This is a genomic window from Amycolatopsis sp. lyj-84, from assembly GCF_046549075.1.
GTDB lineage: Bacteria > Actinomycetota > Actinomycetes > Mycobacteriales > Pseudonocardiaceae > Amycolatopsis.
This window is the reverse complement of sequence record NZ_JAJPWO010000004.1, coordinates 91,807-108,513: the sequence shown is the minus strand read 5'-3', so window position 1 is coordinate 108,513 and position 16,707 is coordinate 91,807. Positions and strand designations below refer to the sequence as shown.

14 protein-coding genes are annotated in these 16,707 nt (G+C 69.6%); 5 read left to right on the top strand and 9 right to left on the bottom strand.

Annotated elements, in window-relative coordinates; all coding sequences use genetic code 11:
• Positions 1–12: 12 nt before the first annotated feature.
• Together ACLJRM_RS14650 and ACLJRM_RS14645 are read left to right on the top strand one after the other, a co-directional pair.
• A complete protein-coding gene (locus tag ACLJRM_RS14650) occupies positions 13–837 on the top strand; it encodes a hypothetical protein (protein ID WP_410663234.1) in 825 nt (274 codons plus the stop codon).
• A 113-nt stretch (positions 838–950) separates the two neighbouring features.
• The gene (locus tag ACLJRM_RS14645; RefSeq protein WP_410663233.1) at positions 951–2,564 is read left to right on the top strand and encodes a succinic semialdehyde dehydrogenase; all 1,614 of its coding nucleotides are present in this window, start codon (positions 951–953) and stop codon (positions 2,562–2,564) included.
• 73 nt (positions 2,565–2,637) lie between these two features.
• Here the strand turns inward: ACLJRM_RS14645 and ACLJRM_RS14640 are convergent, their stop codons facing one another.
• From ACLJRM_RS14640 to ACLJRM_RS14605, 8 genes are all read right to left on the bottom strand, one after another.
• On the bottom strand, positions 2,638–5,664 hold the full coding sequence (locus tag ACLJRM_RS14640) for a helix-turn-helix transcriptional regulator (RefSeq protein ID WP_101606477.1): 3,027 nt from the start codon (positions 5,662–5,664) through the stop codon (positions 2,638–2,640).
• 63 nt (positions 5,665–5,727) lie between these two features.
• Complete coding sequence (locus ACLJRM_RS14635; protein WP_101606476.1) at positions 5,728–5,940, bottom strand: hypothetical protein; 213 nt, start codon at positions 5,938–5,940, stop codon at positions 5,728–5,730.
• 164 nt (positions 5,941–6,104) lie between these two features.
• Positions 6,105–6,314 (bottom strand): DUF397 domain-containing protein, encoded by a 210-nt coding sequence (locus ACLJRM_RS14630; RefSeq protein ID WP_101606475.1) that lies wholly within the window; start codon positions 6,312–6,314, stop codon positions 6,105–6,107.
• Between the two features lie 15 nt (positions 6,315–6,329).
• Positions 6,330–7,211: a helix-turn-helix domain-containing protein gene (locus ACLJRM_RS14625; RefSeq protein ID WP_101606474.1), complete on the bottom strand. Its 882-nt coding sequence runs from the start codon at positions 7,209–7,211 to the stop codon at positions 6,330–6,332.
• Between the two features lie 461 nt (positions 7,212–7,672).
• The gene (gene tesB / locus ACLJRM_RS14620; protein WP_101606473.1) at positions 7,673–8,572 is read right to left on the bottom strand and encodes an acyl-CoA thioesterase II; all 900 of its coding nucleotides are present in this window, start codon (positions 8,570–8,572) and stop codon (positions 7,673–7,675) included.
• A gap of 179 nt (positions 8,573–8,751) precedes the next feature.
• Positions 8,752–10,176 carry a pyruvate kinase gene (gene pyk / locus ACLJRM_RS14615; protein ID WP_101606472.1) on the bottom strand — a complete coding sequence of 475 codons (1,425 nt, stop codon included), beginning with the start codon at positions 10,174–10,176 and terminating at the stop codon, positions 8,752–8,754.
• Positions 10,177–10,286: 110 nt separating this feature from the next.
• Complete coding sequence (locus ACLJRM_RS14610) at positions 10,287–10,952, bottom strand: DUF2461 domain-containing protein (protein ID WP_410663232.1); 666 nt, start codon at positions 10,950–10,952, stop codon at positions 10,287–10,289.
• A gap of 91 nt (positions 10,953–11,043) precedes the next feature.
• Positions 11,044–12,264 carry a glycoside hydrolase family 18 protein gene (locus ACLJRM_RS14605; protein WP_101606470.1) on the bottom strand — a complete coding sequence of 407 codons (1,221 nt, stop codon included), beginning with the start codon at positions 12,262–12,264 and terminating at the stop codon, positions 11,044–11,046.
• Positions 12,265–12,700: 436 nt separating this feature from the next.
• On the opposite strand from ACLJRM_RS14605, the gene ACLJRM_RS14600 reads away from it, so the two are divergent.
• From ACLJRM_RS14600 to ACLJRM_RS14590, 3 genes are all read left to right on the top strand, one after another.
• Entirely contained in the window at positions 12,701–13,171 is a 471-nt protein-coding gene (locus ACLJRM_RS14600) for a group II truncated hemoglobin (RefSeq protein ID WP_410663231.1), read from the top strand.
• A 36-nt stretch (positions 13,172–13,207) separates the two neighbouring features.
• Positions 13,208–14,650 (top strand): aromatic amino acid ammonia-lyase, encoded by a 1,443-nt coding sequence (locus ACLJRM_RS14595; protein WP_410663230.1) that lies wholly within the window; start codon positions 13,208–13,210, stop codon positions 14,648–14,650.
• An 83-nt stretch (positions 14,651–14,733) separates the two neighbouring features.
• Positions 14,734–15,171: a VOC family protein gene (locus ACLJRM_RS14590; RefSeq protein WP_101606467.1), complete on the top strand. Its 438-nt coding sequence runs from the start codon at positions 14,734–14,736 to the stop codon at positions 15,169–15,171.
• Here the strand turns inward: ACLJRM_RS14590 and ACLJRM_RS14585 are convergent, their stop codons facing one another.
• Positions 15,172–16,683, bottom strand: a complete 1,512-nt coding sequence (locus tag ACLJRM_RS14585; protein ID WP_410663229.1) for an amidohydrolase family protein — start codon at positions 16,681–16,683, stop codon at positions 15,172–15,174.
• Between the last annotated feature and the right edge of the window lie 24 nt (positions 16,684–16,707).

Here is a 16,707-nt window from a genome sequence, read left to right as displayed (position 1 = left end):
GAGGAGCCGACCATGAGCGCGCCGCAGCAGCAGCCGTACCAACCGACTGGCCCGTTCAGCGCAATGCAGCCCGTCCAAGCTCCCGCCGCCGCGCCACGACCACCGTCCGACGTGCGGCTCCCCCGGTTGTTCGCCGCGATGATGGGGGTTTTCGCCGGCCTTCTGGTGCTGATCGGGACCTTTCTGCCGCAGTCGACGTACGAACAGCTCTCCGACGGCAAGACGGTGTCGAAATTCGCCGAGACCGGCTGGACGCGGACCTTCGACATCGAGCCGTCGGCCGAGGAGAAGGAGTTCTACGACAAGACCCATGTCGCCCGGTACGGCATCCCGCTGTCGGCCGCCGCGCTGACGCTGTTCGCCGGGGCCGCGGTGGGCTTCGCGTCGTACCGCCGGAATTCGGGTTCGCCCGGCGCGACGACGGCGAGAACACTGCTGATCGCCGGCGGGGCCGGGACGGCGATCGGGGTCTGGATGTTCGGCATGGATATCTCGGCGAGCTTGAGTTTCGGGCAGGACACCGGCCGCTTCGTCTCGCGCTATGGAACCGGGAGCGGATTCTGGATCCTGCTCGCGGGCGGGCTCGTGGCGTTGCTCACCATCGGGCTGGCGGTCGTGGCCAACCGCCGTGAACCCGCGTCACCCCGTCAGTCCCCTTATCCGGTCGGCTACGCGCCTTACGCGCCCGGAGTCCCGCCGCAGCAGTATCCGCAGCAACCTCCGCCGCAGGCCTACGAGCCTCCGTCGCCCCCGACACCGCCTTCGGGCTCCGCGTTGCAGCAGCAGGACATCCTGCGCCCGTCTCCCGACAACCCGCCTCAGCCCGGCAATATGTGAAACTTATTCACGTCAGCTGGACAGTCTCCATACCGGCAGTATGCTGTACTCGTCGGTAACACCTGGGCTCTGCGTGGCGCTCCCGGCTCCACGCGGCATGGAACGGAGACGGCATGACGAGCACGACACCGGCGAGCGCGGGCCACCACACCGAAGGTCCGGCCACCATCGGCGGCGTTTCCGGCGCCCCGGCCGCGGCCAGGGCGGAACGGCTCGTGCAGCGGGTCGTGGGCGGAAAGGACTCCGCACCGGTCCAGATGCGCGCCCCGTTCACCGGGCAACCGATCGCGACCCTTCCCCAGGCCACCGACGCCGACGTCCGCGCCGTGTTCGACCAGGCGCGGGAGGCGCAGCGCTCGTGGGCCGAGCGGCCGGTCGAAGACCGCCAGCGCATCCTGATCCGCCTGCACGACCTGGTCCTGAAGCGTCAGGAAGAGGCGCTCGACCTCGTGCAGATCGAGGCGGGCAAGGCCAGGATGGACGCCTTCGACGAGGTCAGCGCCACCGCGCTCGTGGCCGCCTACTACGGCAAGCACAGCGCGAAGTTCCTTTCGCCGCGCCGCGCCGCCGGGCTGATCCCGGTGTTGACGAAGGTCGGCGAGATCCGGCACCCCAAGGGCGTCGTCGGGATCATCTCGCCGTGGAACTACCCCCTCGCCCTCACCGCGATGGACGTCCTGCCCGCGCTCGCGGCGGGCAACGCCGTCGTGCAGAAGCCGGACAACCAGACCGCGCTCTCGGCGCTGTGGCTGCAGGAAATCGCCGAGGAGGCCGGGCTGCCCGCCGGCGTCTGGCAGATCGTGCTCGGCCGCGGCTCGCGGATCGGCGACGCGCTGGTCGAAGAGTCGGACTACCTGTGCTTCACCGGCTCCACGCCGACGGGCAAGAGCCTCGCCGCGAAGGTGGCGGAACGGCTGACGAGCTATTCGCTGGAGCTCGGCGGCAAGAACCCGATGATCGTGCTGCCCGACGCCGACATCGCCAAGACCGCCACGGGCGCGGTGACCGCGTGCTTCTCCTCCGCGGGCCAGCTGTGCGTTTCGGTCGAGCGGATCTACGTCCACGAGTCCATCCGCGAGGAGTTCACTCGGGCCTTCGTCGCGAAGACCGCCGCGGTGCGGCTCGGTGGCGCGCTCGACTACCAGGCGCAGATGGGGTCGCTGACCTCGGAAGACCAGCTGGCGACGGTGTCGGCGCACGTCGAGGACGCCCGCTCCAAGGGCGCGACGGTGCTCACCGGTGGCAAGGCCCGGCCGGACCTCGGCCCGCTGTTCTACGAGCCGACCGTCCTCACCGACGTCACCGAGGACGTCAAGCTGTTCGCCGAAGAGACCTTCGGGCCGGTCGTGTCGATCTACGGCTACACCGACGTCACCGAGGCGATCGAGCGCGCCAACGACACGCGGTTCGGGCTGAACGCGAGCGTGTGGTCGCGCAACGGCCGGGCGGGCTGGGAGGTCGCGGCGCGGCTGAAGGCCGGGACCGTCAACGTCAACGAAGGCTTCGCGGCGACCTTCGGGACCGTGGGACTGCCGATGGGCGGGATGAAGGAGTCCGGCGTCGGACGGCGCAACGGCGCCGAAGGCCTGCTCAAGTACACCGAAGCCCAGGCGATCGCGGTGCAGCGCGGGATGCCGCTGCGCCCCGGTCGCGGAATCCCGCCGAAGCTGTGGGCGCGGGTCCTGAGCACGAGCCTCAAGGCGCTTCGCCGCCTCCCGCGCCGCTGACCCCTGCGCGTTTCGTCCTCTGGTTGCGGTAGTTGCGCGTGCAAGGACCGCAACCCAGAGGACGAAACGCGGGTCAGGAGGACGTCGTCGGGGCGGCCAGCAGGCCCCGGTCGTAAGCGATCGCGACGGCCTCGGCCCGGCGGCTCGCGCCGAGTTTCGCCATCACGCGCGAGAGGTGGACGCTCACCGTCTTCTCGCTGATGTACAGCTCCTCGCCGACCTGCCGGTTGGTCCGGCCGAGCGCGACACGCTCCAGTACGTCCCGCTCCCGGTCGGTGAGGGGATCGACGACGTCACGGCGCGGGGCCGCGGGCGCCCCGGGAAGCTCGACGCGCGCCCGGTGACTCAGGTCCTGGACGGCTTCGCGCAGCGGGCAGGCACCCAGCTTGTCGGCCACCGCGTGCGCGGCCAGCAGCTCCGACGCGGCGAGCGCGGTGTCACCGTCGGACGCCAGCAGGGACTTCGCGTGCTGCAGACGGCACATGGCCTGCTCGTACACCGCGCCGTACCCGAACGCCTCGACCGCCTTCGCCCACAGCGCCGGGTCTCCCGCGCCGCGCAGACAACTGCCCAGCGCCTCGAGCCGGGCGAGCCACGCCAGCGCCTCCGGGCCGAGCGACACCGAACGCGGGATGCCGTGTTCGGCACACCGGCGTCCGTGGGCGAGCATCTTCTCGCCCGACTCCACCGCGGTGTCCACGGTCGCCTGATCCCCGCGGACCCGGGCTTCGGCGGCCTGCGCGACGGCGGCCGCGAGGCCGTGCACGCTGATCCGGATCCCCCCGAGCACCGCGGGTTCGACCTCTTCGAGCCAGTCGATCAGCTCGTGCGCCTGCCGCACCGCACCCGCGTTGTCCCCGCGCCAGGTCGCGAGCTGGATGGCGGCGTCCGCCGACGCGAGCGCTATCGAGTAGTCCGCGCTCCAGTGCCGGTGCAGACTGGGCAAGATCTTGTCCGCGTCCGCGAACCGGCCCCGTCCGACGACGAACTGCGCCCAGATCCCCAGGAACCGCCCGGCGACGACGCTCGAAACGCCGCGGCCCGCGCGGCCTGCGTCGTCGTCTTCCGGCCAGTCCCCGCTGATGTAGCGCAGCGTGAGGTGCTTGGTCCGCAGCTCGATCCCGAACGAACTCCAGGTCAGCCCGGTTTCCTTGGCGCGTTGGATGCCCTTGGCGTAGTACTTCAGCGCGGAAGGGATCTCCGCCCTGTCGTCGTAGCTCAGCCCGAGGAAGTGCAGCGCCCGCAGTTCGCCGTTGAGCGCGCCGGAATCCCTCGCCTTCCGCTCGGCCTGGCGCAGCCGCTCTCGCGCCTCCTCGACGTCTCCCGCCGAATCGGCCAGCGTGCCGAGCGAGACCAGCGCGGCCGCTTCCGCCCCGCCGGCACCGATGGCCCTGGCGTCGGCGACCGCGGCCAGCGCGCACTGCAGCGCCTCGTCGAACCTGTCCATCAGCCGCAGGATCCCCGCCCTGGTGGCGAGCACCCAGGCCCGCGCGGAACTCGCCTCGGTGTGTTCGACCAGGCTCCATGCCTTGTCGATCGCCGCGACGACCTCGTCGAGCGTGCCGTCGACCGAAAGCAGCGCCTCCGCGTGCCGCCGCCAGACCTTGGCGGACCGCTCGGGATCCGTCTCCGGCGTAAGCGCCTCTGTCGCGGAGCGCGAATACGCGACGGCGCGTTCCGGTTCGCCGGACGTGCTCGCGAAGTACGAGGCCTCGTGGAGCAGGTTGAGCTCGTCGATGTCAGCGGGGCGGTCCTGCTCCGGGACGGCGTCCCAGATGGAGAGTGCCTGCTCGACGTGACGGAGCGCGGAACCGGGTGCGCCGAGCTTCTCGGCCTCGACTATCGCACGCAGCAACGCCGCCAACGCGCCGACGAAGTCCTTGCTCTCCAGGCTGTGGTGCGCGAGCCGCGCGTCCTGGCCCCGGCCCTGCGTCCTGGTGCGGATCCGCGACGCGTAGGCCGCGTGCATGCGCACCCGCTCCCCCGGCAGCAGGTCGCCGTACACCGCTTCCTGCAGCAACGCGTGACGGAAGGTGTAGAAGCCGTTCTCGATCACCAGTACGTGATGCTGCACCGCCTCGCGCAGTGCCTCGTCGAGTTCGAGCTCGTCCAGCCCGGAGATCTCGGCGAGCGCGGCGTGCGCCACGGCGTCCTTGGCGACCGAGACCACGCGCAGCACCCGGCGGGTGATCTGGGAAAGCTGTTCCACCCGGGCGAGGAGCACTTCGGCCAGCCCGGCGGGGAGGTCACGGCAGTCCTTCGCGGAGGCGAGCAGTTCTTCGACGAAGAACGGATTGCCCTCGGACCGGGAGACGATGTCGGCGATCATGTCCTGGCCGATCGGCTCGTCGGCCAGTGCCTCGACGAACGCGCGCGCGTCCTCGGCGCCGAACGGCTTGACCTCGACGCGCTCGACCGCGCCCAGCCGCACCACCTCGGACAGCAGCCCCCGCAGCGGATGCCGCCGGTGGACGTCCTCCTCGCGATAGCTCGCCACCACCAGCAACCGCTGGGTGCGCAGCCTCGTCATCAGGAAGGACAGCAGGTTCCGGGTGGAGCCGTCGGCCCAGTGCAGGTCCTCCAGCAGGATCACCACCGGCCGGCGCTGCGCGATGACGGTCAGCACCCCCAGTACCGCGTCGAACAGCTGGAGCTGGCCGAGGTCCTGTTCGGGCCGGAGCCGTTGCGTCGACACCCGTTCGCTCGCGGTGAGCTGACCGTCTTCGATGGCGGGGAAGTCCTCCGCCTGCTGCATCTGCGGGAGCAGCCTGCCCAGCGCCGGCCGGGCACGGACCGCGGCGGTGACCGCGGGGTCGGACGTCGTCGCCAGCGGCGCCAGGGCCTCGGCGAACGGAAGATAGGGAAGACCGCCCTCATGAACGTCGATACAGCGCCCGGTGAGCACCAGGGCGCCCGCGCCGGCGGCGTACTCGCCGAGCGCGGTCAGGAGACGGGTCTTGCCGACGCCGGCGTCTCCGGAGAGCAGCACCGCGCCCGCCTCTGCCCGTTCTGCACGGGCGAAGGCGGCGCGGAGCTGCCGCATCTCCTGAGTGCGGGCGACGATCGGGATTCCGGAGCCAAGACGGGGCACGAGGTGCATTCTTGCCTACCGGGCCGACAACTTCGCCTGGGTTTCGGTCGAGAGCTTCATCGCACTCGACCTCTACCGGGTGATCTCGCCGCTGCGAGCGGGCATCTGCCCGGTCTCGCGGCGCTGCTGGGCGGGCACCTGGACCTCGGCGCGGTGCGCGCGGATCCTCTTGCCCGCCCGGCGGGCCTTGTCGACCCACACGCTGCGGCCTGCCCGCTGCAGCTCTTCCCTGCGGTACTCGACCTCGGCCAGTACTCCGGTGAGCAGGGCGTCGTTCGTGTTCATCACTGTTTCCCCTTAGGAACTCATCCACTTGTTCGGTAGTGATGAGATTCGTCCTGAGGGGTGCCTCGCGGCATCGGGTGATCGCCTACACCCGGACGTGATTCGACCCCTTACTCCTGCCCATCCCCTGCTCGGGAGGCGTAAGGGGTCGAATTTCCCGGTCTCTAGTCGTGTGCCGGGCCACTCGGGCGCACGGCGCCGAGCAGCCCCCGCCAAGCGTGCGGCGAGAGGCGGAAGGCACCTCCCTCGGGGTCCTTGGAGTCCCTCAGCGCGGCACCGGAACCGGTGAAGGCGACCTCGACGCAGTCGTTGCCGCCCCCGCTGTGGCTGCTCTTGCGCCACTGGGCCTGGGAAAGATCATCGTTGGGCGTCATGCTCCCCACTCCTTACTAGTTTCCGGTTTTCTCCGGCAAGGCCGCCTGTTCGGCGAACCTTCCGGCGGCCTCGGCGATCACCTCGACCGAGTCGTCCGGCTTCAACGCGGCGGCACGCAGATGGTCGAACATCAACGCGTATCGCCGGACGTCCGGTGGTTCCTCCAGGTAGAGGCCCGTGGAGGTGCTGTCGACGTAGACCACGTCGGTGTCGGCCAGTTCGGGGAAGCCCATGACGAGGAACGGACCCTCCATCCCGGGGTGGGCACCCGCGCCGAACGGCACGATCTGGATGGTCACGTTCGCCTTCGCGGCCATCGTGACCATCCGGTACAGCTGTTCCGCCATCACCTCGGGCCCGTCGACCGTGCGATGCAGGACCGCCTCGTCCATCACGGCCCAGTACTCCGGGGGCGAAGGATCGGTCAGCAGCTCCTGGCGCGCCATCCTCGCGGCCACCCTGCGCCTGATCTCGGCTTCCTCTGCGTCGGGCCGCATCGCCCTGATCACGGCCCTGGCGTACCGCTCCGTCTGCAAGAGGCCCGGCACCAGCAGCGCTTGGAACGCCCGCAGCGAACTCGCGTCCGCCTCCAGGCCGACGAAGGTGCCGGTGAACACCTCGTTGTACGCGTGCCACCAGCCGCGTTTGCGGGCTTCCCTGGCCAGCTGGACGAGCGCTTCCTGCTCGTCGCCGGCGATGCCGTAGAGCTCGAGCATGTCGCGCGCGTCGCGCGGGGTGACGCCGACGTGGCCGGTCTCGATCCGGCTGACCTTCGACGCCGAGCATTCGAGCTTCTCGCTCACTTCGTCGATGGTGAGGTCGGCCGCCTCGCGCAACCGCCTCAGTTCGCTCGCCAGTCTCCGGCGGCGCACGGTGGGTCCCTGACCCCTCGTCATCACGGCACCTCCACAGGCTGTCCGGCAAAACCGATCACGACGCGGCGAGGAGAACAGTGTTCAGGAACCCTCGCTCGAAGCACATCTAACCAGCCCGAGACACATTCGGTGAGATGGTCACCCGACCATTTCCCGACACGTCCGGATTTTCATCCTGCAATTTGCAGATTGCCGTTGTAGGTTGTGCGTTGTGCAACGCGGTACGCCCACCTTCATCGGTGACGGCGGATCCGCTCGCGGCACGGGCGCGGGGCCGCGAGCTGCACCGATGGGTTTCCGGAAGGATACCCGTCGAAGCCGGATTCACCCCCGGTGCAGGGCCGGAGCCGTCCCCCGATCGGTTCCGGCCCTCCCTTTATCCCCGCGACCATTGCGTAATGCTCTGGCTCCAGATGTTAATGCATTTCGCCATTCCCTCTAAAGGGTGGACAAGGCGCCTCTTCGATGCGGAACGTCACCGTTCACACCACCCGGAGAAGGCCTTCCTGCACAACGGTGGCGATGTGCGTTCCGTCCGCGGCGAAGAACCGTCCCGTGGCCAGACCGCGGGCACCCGACGCGGTCGGGGACGCGCTGTCGTAGAGGAACCACTCGTCGGCCCGGAACGGGCGGTGGAACCAGAGCGCGTGGTCGAGGCTCGCGCCGATCACCTTGTCGAGGTCCCAGTAGACGCCGTGGCGCGCGAGGACCGAGTCCAGGAGCGTCATGTCGGAGGCGTAGGTGAGGACGCAGACGTGCAGCAACTGCTGGTCCGGAAGCTTGCCGTCGGCCCGCATCCAGACCTGGTTCCTGGCGGGGCGCTCCCCCGACTCGCGGGTCACCCACGGCGGGTCGTTGACGTACCGCAGGTCGATCGGGCGCGGCCGGTCGCGGAAGCCGTCGAAGTAGCCCTCGGCCCGCTCCTGCAGCGTCGGCAGCGACTCGGGGTCCGGGACGTCCGGCATGCCCTCGGAGTGCTCGATGCCGCCCTCGTCCTTCTGGAACGAAGCGGACAGGGAGAAGATCGCCTTGCCGTGCTGGATGCCGACGACGCGGCGGGTGGTGAACGAGCGGCCGTCGCGGATACGGTCGACCTCGTAGACGATCGGGACGCTCGGGTCACCGCCGCGGATGAAGTACGCGTGCAGCGAGTGGACCTTCCGCTCCTCGGGCACGGTGCGGCCGGCGGCGACGAGCGCCTGCCCCGCGACCTGCCCGCCGAACACCCGCACCGGCGAATGCGCCGGTGAGACGCCGCGGAAGATGTTCTCTTCGATCTTCTCCAAGTCCAGCAGCGCGACCAGCCTGTCGAGTACCGGCTGACCGCCGACGCCGCCGGTGCTGTCGAAGCCGGCCGCGGCCTCCCTGGCCATCTCAGTCATGTACCGAACCTTAGGCCGTAAGGGTGCTTCGGGCCCCTGCGAGGCGGGACGTTTGTCGCGAAGGCCACCTTCGGGACGCTTTGGGTGCCCGCGCGTGCCATGAAAGGCCCGTTACTTGCAAATTTTGCAAGTAACGGGCCTTTCATGGCACGTGTGTGGGGCAGGCGAGGTGACCGCCGTCAGGCGTGGTCGTCTTCGCCGAGGCGGTGCACCCGGATGAGGTTGGTCGAGCCGACGGTTCCCGGCGGGGAGCCCGCGACGATGACCACCAGGTCGCCCTTGGCGTACTTGCCCATTTCGAGCATCGCGTGGTCGACCTGCTGGATCATCTGGTCGGTGGAGTCGACCTTCGGCACGATCCGCGTCGTGGTGCCCCAGGTCATCGCGAGCTGGCTGCGGACGCTCTCCTCCGGCGTGAAGGCCAGCAGCGGCAGCCGCGTGTGCAACCGCGCGAGCCGCCGGACGGTGTCGCCGGACTGGGTGAAGGCGACCAGTGCCTTGGCGTTCAGCCGCTCGCCGATGTCACGGGCCGCGTAGGAGATGACGCCGCGCTTGGTACGCGGGACGTGCGACAGCGGCGGCACGACCGGGGAGTCGGTCTCGACGGCTTCGATGATCCGGCCCATGGTCTTGACCACGTCGATGGCGTAGCGGCCGACGCTGGTCTCGCCCGAGAGCATGAGGGCGTCCGCGCCGTCGAGCACCGCGTTGGCGACGTCCGAGGCCTCCGCGCGGGTCGGGCGGGAGCTGTTGATCATCGACTCGAGCATCTGCGTCGCGACGATGACCGGCTTCGCGTTCTCGCGGGCGATCTGGATGGTGCGCTTCTGCACCAGCGGGACCTGCTCCAGCGGGAGTTCCACGCCCAGGTCTCCGCGGGCGATCATCACCGCGTCGAAGGCGAGCACGATGGCTTCGAGGTTGTAGACCGCTTCGGGCTTCTCGATCTTCGCGACCACCGGGAGGCGGCCCTTGCCCACGCGGTCCATCACCTGGTGGACCAGGTCGATGTCGGCGGGCGAGCGGACGAACGACAGCGCGATGAAGTCCACGCCGAGTTCGAGCGCGAACTCGAGGTCCTCGATGTCCTTTTCGGACAGCGCCGGCACGGAAACGTCCATACCCGGCAGGGAGACGCCCTTGTTGTTGCTGACGGGGCCGCCTTCGGTGACCTCGCACACGACGTCCGGGCCCTCGACGTCCTTGACCACGAGGCCGACCTTGCCGTCGTCCACGAGGAGACGGTCGCCGGGCTTCGCGTCGTCGGCGAGTCCCTTGTAGGTGGTCGAGACACGGTCATGGGTGCCCGCGACGTCCTCGACGGTGATCCGCACGATGTCGCCGTTGTGCCACTCGACCGGCCCGCCCGCGAAGGTGCCGAGACGGATCTTCGGCCCCTGGAGGTCGGCGAGGATGCCCACCGCGCGGCCGGATTCGGCGGCGGCTGTGCGGATGAGGTCGTAGACCTGCTTGTGGTCGCCGTGTGTCCCGTGGCTGAAGTTCATCCTCGCGACGTCCATCCCGGCGTCGACGAGTTGCCGCATCTTCTCCGGCGTAGCGGTCGCGGGGCCAAGGGTACAAACGATCTTCGCGCGTCGGCTCACGTTCGCACAGCGTAGTCCCTCATCGGAGCTACGTCTTTACCGATACCGAAAGTTCAAGAAAAGTGTCAGTTCACCAGGGCTCGCCGTAACCGTCGAACGAGGTTCGACGGTTATCGGCGCGGCTTCTCGCTCGGCCCGACACGGTCCCGCGCCCACTCGTTGAAGGCCCGGACCTGCCGCCACGCCTTCCGCACCCGGTCGAGCGTGCCGGGTTCGTGCAGGACGTCGTCCGGCTCCCAGCCCCGGACGGCGTACACGGAGCGATACTTCAGCAGGTCGATGCGGGGATGGTCCTCCGCGAACCCGCGCGGCTTCGACTTGAGCCTGTCGCCCTTGATCTCCCAGCCCGCTTTCTCCAGCTTCGCGAGGATCTTGGCCAGCTCGCCGCCCCGCAGTTCGGTGTCGACGGCCTTGCGGAACCGGGCGAGCTGATCGGACTCGAAGTGGAAGCAGCCGCCGCCGACGCGCAGCCCGGCCGGGCCGACCTCGACGTAGTACGCGCCACCGCCGCGGCCCTGCTCGATCACCGCGCCGCAGTGGGTCTTGTACGGCGTCTTGTCCTTGGCGAACCGGACGTCGCGGTACGGGCGGAAGACCTTCCCCGTGCCGAAACCGTCGCCGAACTCCGGGACCAGTTCCGCGAGCAGCGCCTCCATCGGCGCGCGGACGTCGGCCTTGTAGGTGGCGAGGTTCGCGTCCCAGTAGGACTTGGAGTTGTCGGCCTCGAGGCCGTCGTAGAAGTCGATGGCGTACTCACCGAAACCCTCGAAACCCATGCGGAGACGGTATTCCCCCGCACCGGCGAGTACATGAAGGCCCCCTTCCTGTACCTAGGCGCAAGGAAGGGAGCCTTCATGTACTTCGGCCTTACTTGGCCAGAGCGGTGATCAGCTCGCCGTCGGCGGTGTCACCGGACAACTCCCAGAAGAAGGCGCCGCCGAGCCCCTGGTTCTTGGCGTAGGTGACCTTCCCGCCGATGGTCGCCGGGGTGTCGTAGCTCCACCAATCGCTGCCGCACTTGGCGTAGGCGGTGCCCGCGACGGTGCCGGTGGCCGGGCAGGTGTTCTTCAGGACCTTGTAGTCCTGGATGCCCGGCTCGGTCCCCGCCGCCGGGCCGGTCGCGGTGCCGCCGGGGGCGTCCTGCGTGACGCCGGTCCAGCCGCGGCCGTAGAACCCGATGCCCAGCAACAGCTTGGCCGCCGGGACGCCCTTGCTCTTGAGCTTCTGGATCGCGGCGTCGGAGTGGAAGCCGGCGGTCGGGATGCCCGCGTAGTCGTTCAGCGGCGAGTGCGGGGCCGTCGGGCCCTGCGCGGCCCAGGCGCCGAAGTAGTCGTAGGTCATGACGTTGTACCAGTCGAAGTACTGCGCGGCGCCGCCGTAGTCCGCGGCGTCGATCTTGCCGCCGTCGGTGCCGTCCGCGGTGATCGCGGCGGTGACCAGCTTCGAGCCGAACTTCGCCCGCAGCGCCTGCGCCAGATCCTTGATCGCGGCCGGGCCGCTGGTGTCACACGAGAGTCCGCAGGCGTTCGGATACTCCCAGTCGATGTCGATGCCGTCGAAGACACCGGCCCAGCGCGGGTCGTTGACCAGGTTGTAGCAGGACTCGGCGAACTTGGCGGGGTTCTTCGCCGCCTCACCGAAGCCACCGGACCAGGTCCAGCCGCCGAAGGACCACAGCACCTTGAGGTTCGGGTACTTGGCCTTCAGCTTCTTGAGCTGGTTGAAGTTCCCGCGCAGCGCGCCGTTGTCCCAGGTATCCGAGACACCGTCCACACTGGAGGCCGCGTCGTAGAACTTGCTGGTCGCCGCTTCGGCGTCACCGAGGGCGCAGCCACCGCCGGTCACGTTGCCGAACGAGTAGTTGATATGGGTCAGCTTGCTCGCCGAACCCGACGTGTCGATGTTCTTCACGTGATAGTTCCGCTGGTAGACGCCCCATTCGGCGAAGTACCCGAGTACCTTGCCGACCGAAGCGTCCTGCGCTTCCGGTGCGGCCGTGGCCTGCTGCGCCGGCGCGGCGACGGCCAGCGCGCCCAGCGCGACGGCGGCGGCGCCCACGATCGCGGTGAGCCTGCTCAAACGGGACATGCGTTCTCCCTTCACGGTCACCAGCGGTGACGAGAGGACTGCGGCGGGACACGCACAAGTTAAGTGGACTAGACCACCTCGTCAATGGTTCAGACCAAGACTTTCGGATGGACATTTTCGAACATTCCCTGACGGGAATATGTCACGAACGGCGCGTTGCCTGCATGATGCGGACTTCCGGGAGCCTCGCCGAGCCGCGGAGAACGGCCAATCAGCCGGCCGGTGCCACCGGCCGGTGAGGACAGTCAGTGAACAGGTAACGGCTCGAACGTGACGCCCCGGTCGGCCGCCCGCCGCGTTCCCCAGTCGTAGAGCGCTTCGAGTGCGGGGCGTAACCGCTCCCGTTGGCACGCACCGAAAAGTAAGCGGTTGCCGCCGGATGGACGGTGGTGTTGCCTTGCCTGACCGGGGGATCACCGCACTGGGAGGACCTTACGTGACCGAGACGCCGACGTTGTACGACTGGGCGGGCGGGCTGGACGCCCTGCGACGGCTGACCGACATCTTCTACGGCCACGTCCTGAAAGACCCGTTGCTGGAGCCGGTCTTCCGCGACATGGACCCCGGCCACCCCGAGCACGTCGCGATCTGGCTCGCCGAGGTGTTCGGCGGCCCGGAGACCTACAGCGGCGAACACGGCGGGCACCGGCACATGGTCGGGCGCCATCTCGGCAAGGGCATCACCGAAGAGCAGCGCCGCCGCTGGGTGAACCTGCTCTTCGACGCCGCCGACGAGGCCGGGCTCCCGGCCGATCCCGAGTTCCGCTCCGCGTTCGCCGCGTATGTCGAGTGGGGCAGCAGGCTCGCGGTGATGTTCTCCCAGCCCGGCCGCGAGGTCACCGTCCCCGAGCCGATGCCGAAGTGGGACTGGGGCAACCGCCCGCCCTGGCAGCCGCCCGCGGACTGATGGCCCATAGTGGGGCGGTCGTGAAAGGAGGCCGCCGTGATCCGGGTCGACGGCCGGACCCTGCGCTGCGCGGACGTCGTGACCGCCGCGGGCACCGAGGGACCGCTGAACATTGACGTTTCGATCGCCGCGCTGCGCGGCGCCGAGAGCGCGTGGAAACTCGCCGAGGAGCTGAGCACGCGCCGGATCGTCTACGGCCGCACCACCGGTGTCGGCGCCAACAAGGAGGACCCGGTCGGCGAGGGCGAATCGCCGGATCACGGACTGCGGCTGCTGCGCAGTCACGCCGGGGGCAGCGGCGACGTCATGTCCCCCGGCCAGACCAGGGCGATGATGCTGATCCGGCTCAACCAGCTGCTGGCGGGCCGCGCCGGGCTCAGCCCCGAACTGATCGGGGCTCTCGCCGCCGCGGTGCGGACCGGTTCGCTGCCGCTGGTGCACCGGCTCGGCGCGATCGGCACCGGCGACCTCGCCCCGCTCGCGGAGACCGCGCTCGCCCTCACCGGCGAACGGCCGTGGCTGGCGGGCGGCGTGCCACCGGTTCCGGTGCAGGCGGGTGACGCGCTGGCGTTCATGAGCAGCAACGCCGCGACACTCGCCGAAGCGACTCTCGCGGCCATGCGGCTCGACACGCTGACGCGGGCGAGTCACGTCGTCGCGGCGCTGACCTACATCGCGCTCGACGGGAACCCGGAGGCGTACGCGACTCCGGTGCACGAAGCTCGTCCGCACGCAGGGCAGGTGGCGTGCGCGGCGGAGATGCGGCGGCTGCTCGGGATGGAGGGCACGCCCAAACCGGGGCGGCGGATCCAGGACCCGTTCGGGCTCCGCGCGTTCCCGCAGGTGCAGGGCCCGGCGCTGGACGCGATCCACTACCTGCGCGACGTGCTCGCGGTGGAGATCAACGCCAGCACCGAGAACCCCATGATCTCGACGGTGCACCAGGACGCGTACCACCACGCGCACTTCCACACCGCGTACGTCTCGACCGCGCTCGACCAGGTGCGCGCGACCATCCACCAGGTCGCCGAGCTGTCGGTGGCCCGGCTGGGCGATCTGGTGGAGCCGGAGTTCACCGGGCTGCGGCCGTTCCTCGCGGCCGGGCCGTCGGGCAGTTCGGGCGTGATGATCCTGGAGTACGTCGCGCACGACGCGCTCACCGAACTGCGGCAGGCCGCGCTCCCGGCGACGCTGGGCACCGCCGTCGTCTCACGCGGGATCGAGGACCACGCGAGCTTCTCCACCCAGGCCGCGCGGGCGGCGACCGCGGCGGGGACGGCGTACCGGCAGGTGCTGGCGTGCGAACTGGTCGCGGCCGTCCGCGCGCTGCGGATGCGGAAGGCCGAGCTCGTCGCCCTGCCCGCGCGGGACGCCTACGAGGCCGCCGCGGCCGTGCTCGACCCGAGCGTCGAGGACCGGCCGCTCACCGAGGACATCGCCCGCGCCGTGTCGCTTTTGGACACCCTCGCGCTCATCTGACCCCGCGTTTCGCGGGAAGGATGTCGAGAACGGTGAAGTGGCGTCGTCCCTGGGCCGGAAGCACCCACAGCGAGGAGATCAGCATGAGCATCCAGCGGATGGACCACGTCGGCGTCATCGTCAGCGACCTCACGGCCGCCGTCGCGTTCTTCGTCGATTTCGGACTCGAACTCCAGGGCAAGATGACGATGGAGAGCGAGCTCGCGGACCGCATCACCGCCGTCGACAAGGCCAAATCGGAGGTCGCGATGGTGCGGGTCCCCGGCGATCAGGGGTGCCTCGAACTCATCCAGTACCTCACGCCCGAGTCCCACGCCGGTGACTCGCACGCCCCGGCCAACACGCTGGGCCTGCGCCACCTCGCCTTCCAGGTCGACGACGTCGAGGCCGTCCTCGACCGCGTGCGGCCGCACGGCGCCGAACTCGTGGGCGAGGTCGTGAACTACGAGAACAGCTTCCGGCTCTGCTACCTGCGCGGACCCGACGGGATCATCATCGAACTCGCCGAAAAGCTCGGTTGATCAGCAACAGCAGCCCCGGCGGGCCAGGGAGTGGAGCCGGGCGCTCGTGACCGGCCGGTTCGCGGCGACCTCGACGGCGTCGAGCATCCGGCGTCGCGCCGTCTTGTCGAGGACGCGACCGCGCGTGATCACCAGGTCGATCTTCGCGACGTTGCGGATGTCGGCGGCCGGGTTCGCGTCCAGCAGCACGAGATCCGCCTCCTTCCCCGCCGCGACGGTGCCCGAGGTCCGCTCCCTACCGAGGAACTTCGCCGCGTCACCCGTGACGGTCTTCAGCGCCTGCACCGGCGAAAGCCCGGCCTCGACCAGGAAACCGAGTTCTTCGTGCAGCCCGCTGCCGGGGAAGGTGTACGGGTTGAGACAGTCGGTGCCGCCGATGATCCCGACGCCCGCGTCGTGCGCGACCCCGACCAGCCGCAGCGTCTCCTGGTAGTACCGCTCCTGCAGGGCGATGTCCGCCGGGGTCTTCGGCGCGAACCGCTCGATGCCCACGGCCCAGCTCTCGCGGATGTCGGCGGGCAGGTACTTCAGCCGCGCGTCCTGTTTGTGGGTTTCGGCGGGCTGGGTGACGACCCGGTTGATGGTCAGCGTCGGCGAATGCCAGGTGCCGTTGCGCCGCAACCGGTTGAAGTAGTTCCACGCCGTGTGGGGGCTGTACGCGGAGACCGACTCGAACTCCAGTTGCCGTGCCACGTTGAAGAAGGCACGCGGCGCCGCCGGGTCGTAAGGCAACGCGCTCAACCGGGCGAGGATCTCGTCGCGCCGGGAGGAGCAGTGGATGGAGACCCCGAAGAAGTGCTCGAAACTGTGCTGGCCGAGATCGCTCGCCTCGAAGTGGGACACCTTGTACGGCCAGTGCCCGGAGAACCGCAGCCCCAGGTCCCGGGTCTCGTCCGCGACCGCGCGCAGCGCCTCGGGACCAAGATAGGAGTAGACCTTGACGAACTCGGCGCCCGCCGCCGCCTCCGCGCGGACGGCCGCCCGCGCCTCGGCATCGGTCGACACCTGGAGCACCGGCGGGCTCAGGAGCGTGACCGGTCCGTCGACGATCCCGCTGCCCAGCACCATGCGCGGGCCCAGCAGCTCACCGCGTTCGATCTTGTCCCGGGACGCGCGGTTCTCCGCGTAACCCCACATCTCGCGGGCGCCCGTGACGCCGTGGACCAGGTGCAGCGGCGGGACGATCTCTTCGAGGTCCGCGCCGTGGGTGTGCATGTCCCACAGTCCCGGGATGAGGTACTTGCCGCGGCCGTCGATCACCCGCGCGGCACCGGTTTCCGGGAGCTGCTCCGAGCCGCCGACCCAGGCGATCCGCTCGCCGACGAGGACGACCGAGACGTCACGCCGGGGGGCCGAACCCGTGCCGTCGATCAGCGTGACCCGGCTGATGACGACGATCTCGCCCTCGGCCGCCGCGGCCATGCCGGGCAGCAGCCCGGCGAGCGCCACTCCGGTCCCGCTCGCGGCCAGCCATTTCAGGAACTCGCGCCTGCTGGATCCCGCTCCGGTCATGAGAACCCCCGCCCTTCCACCCAG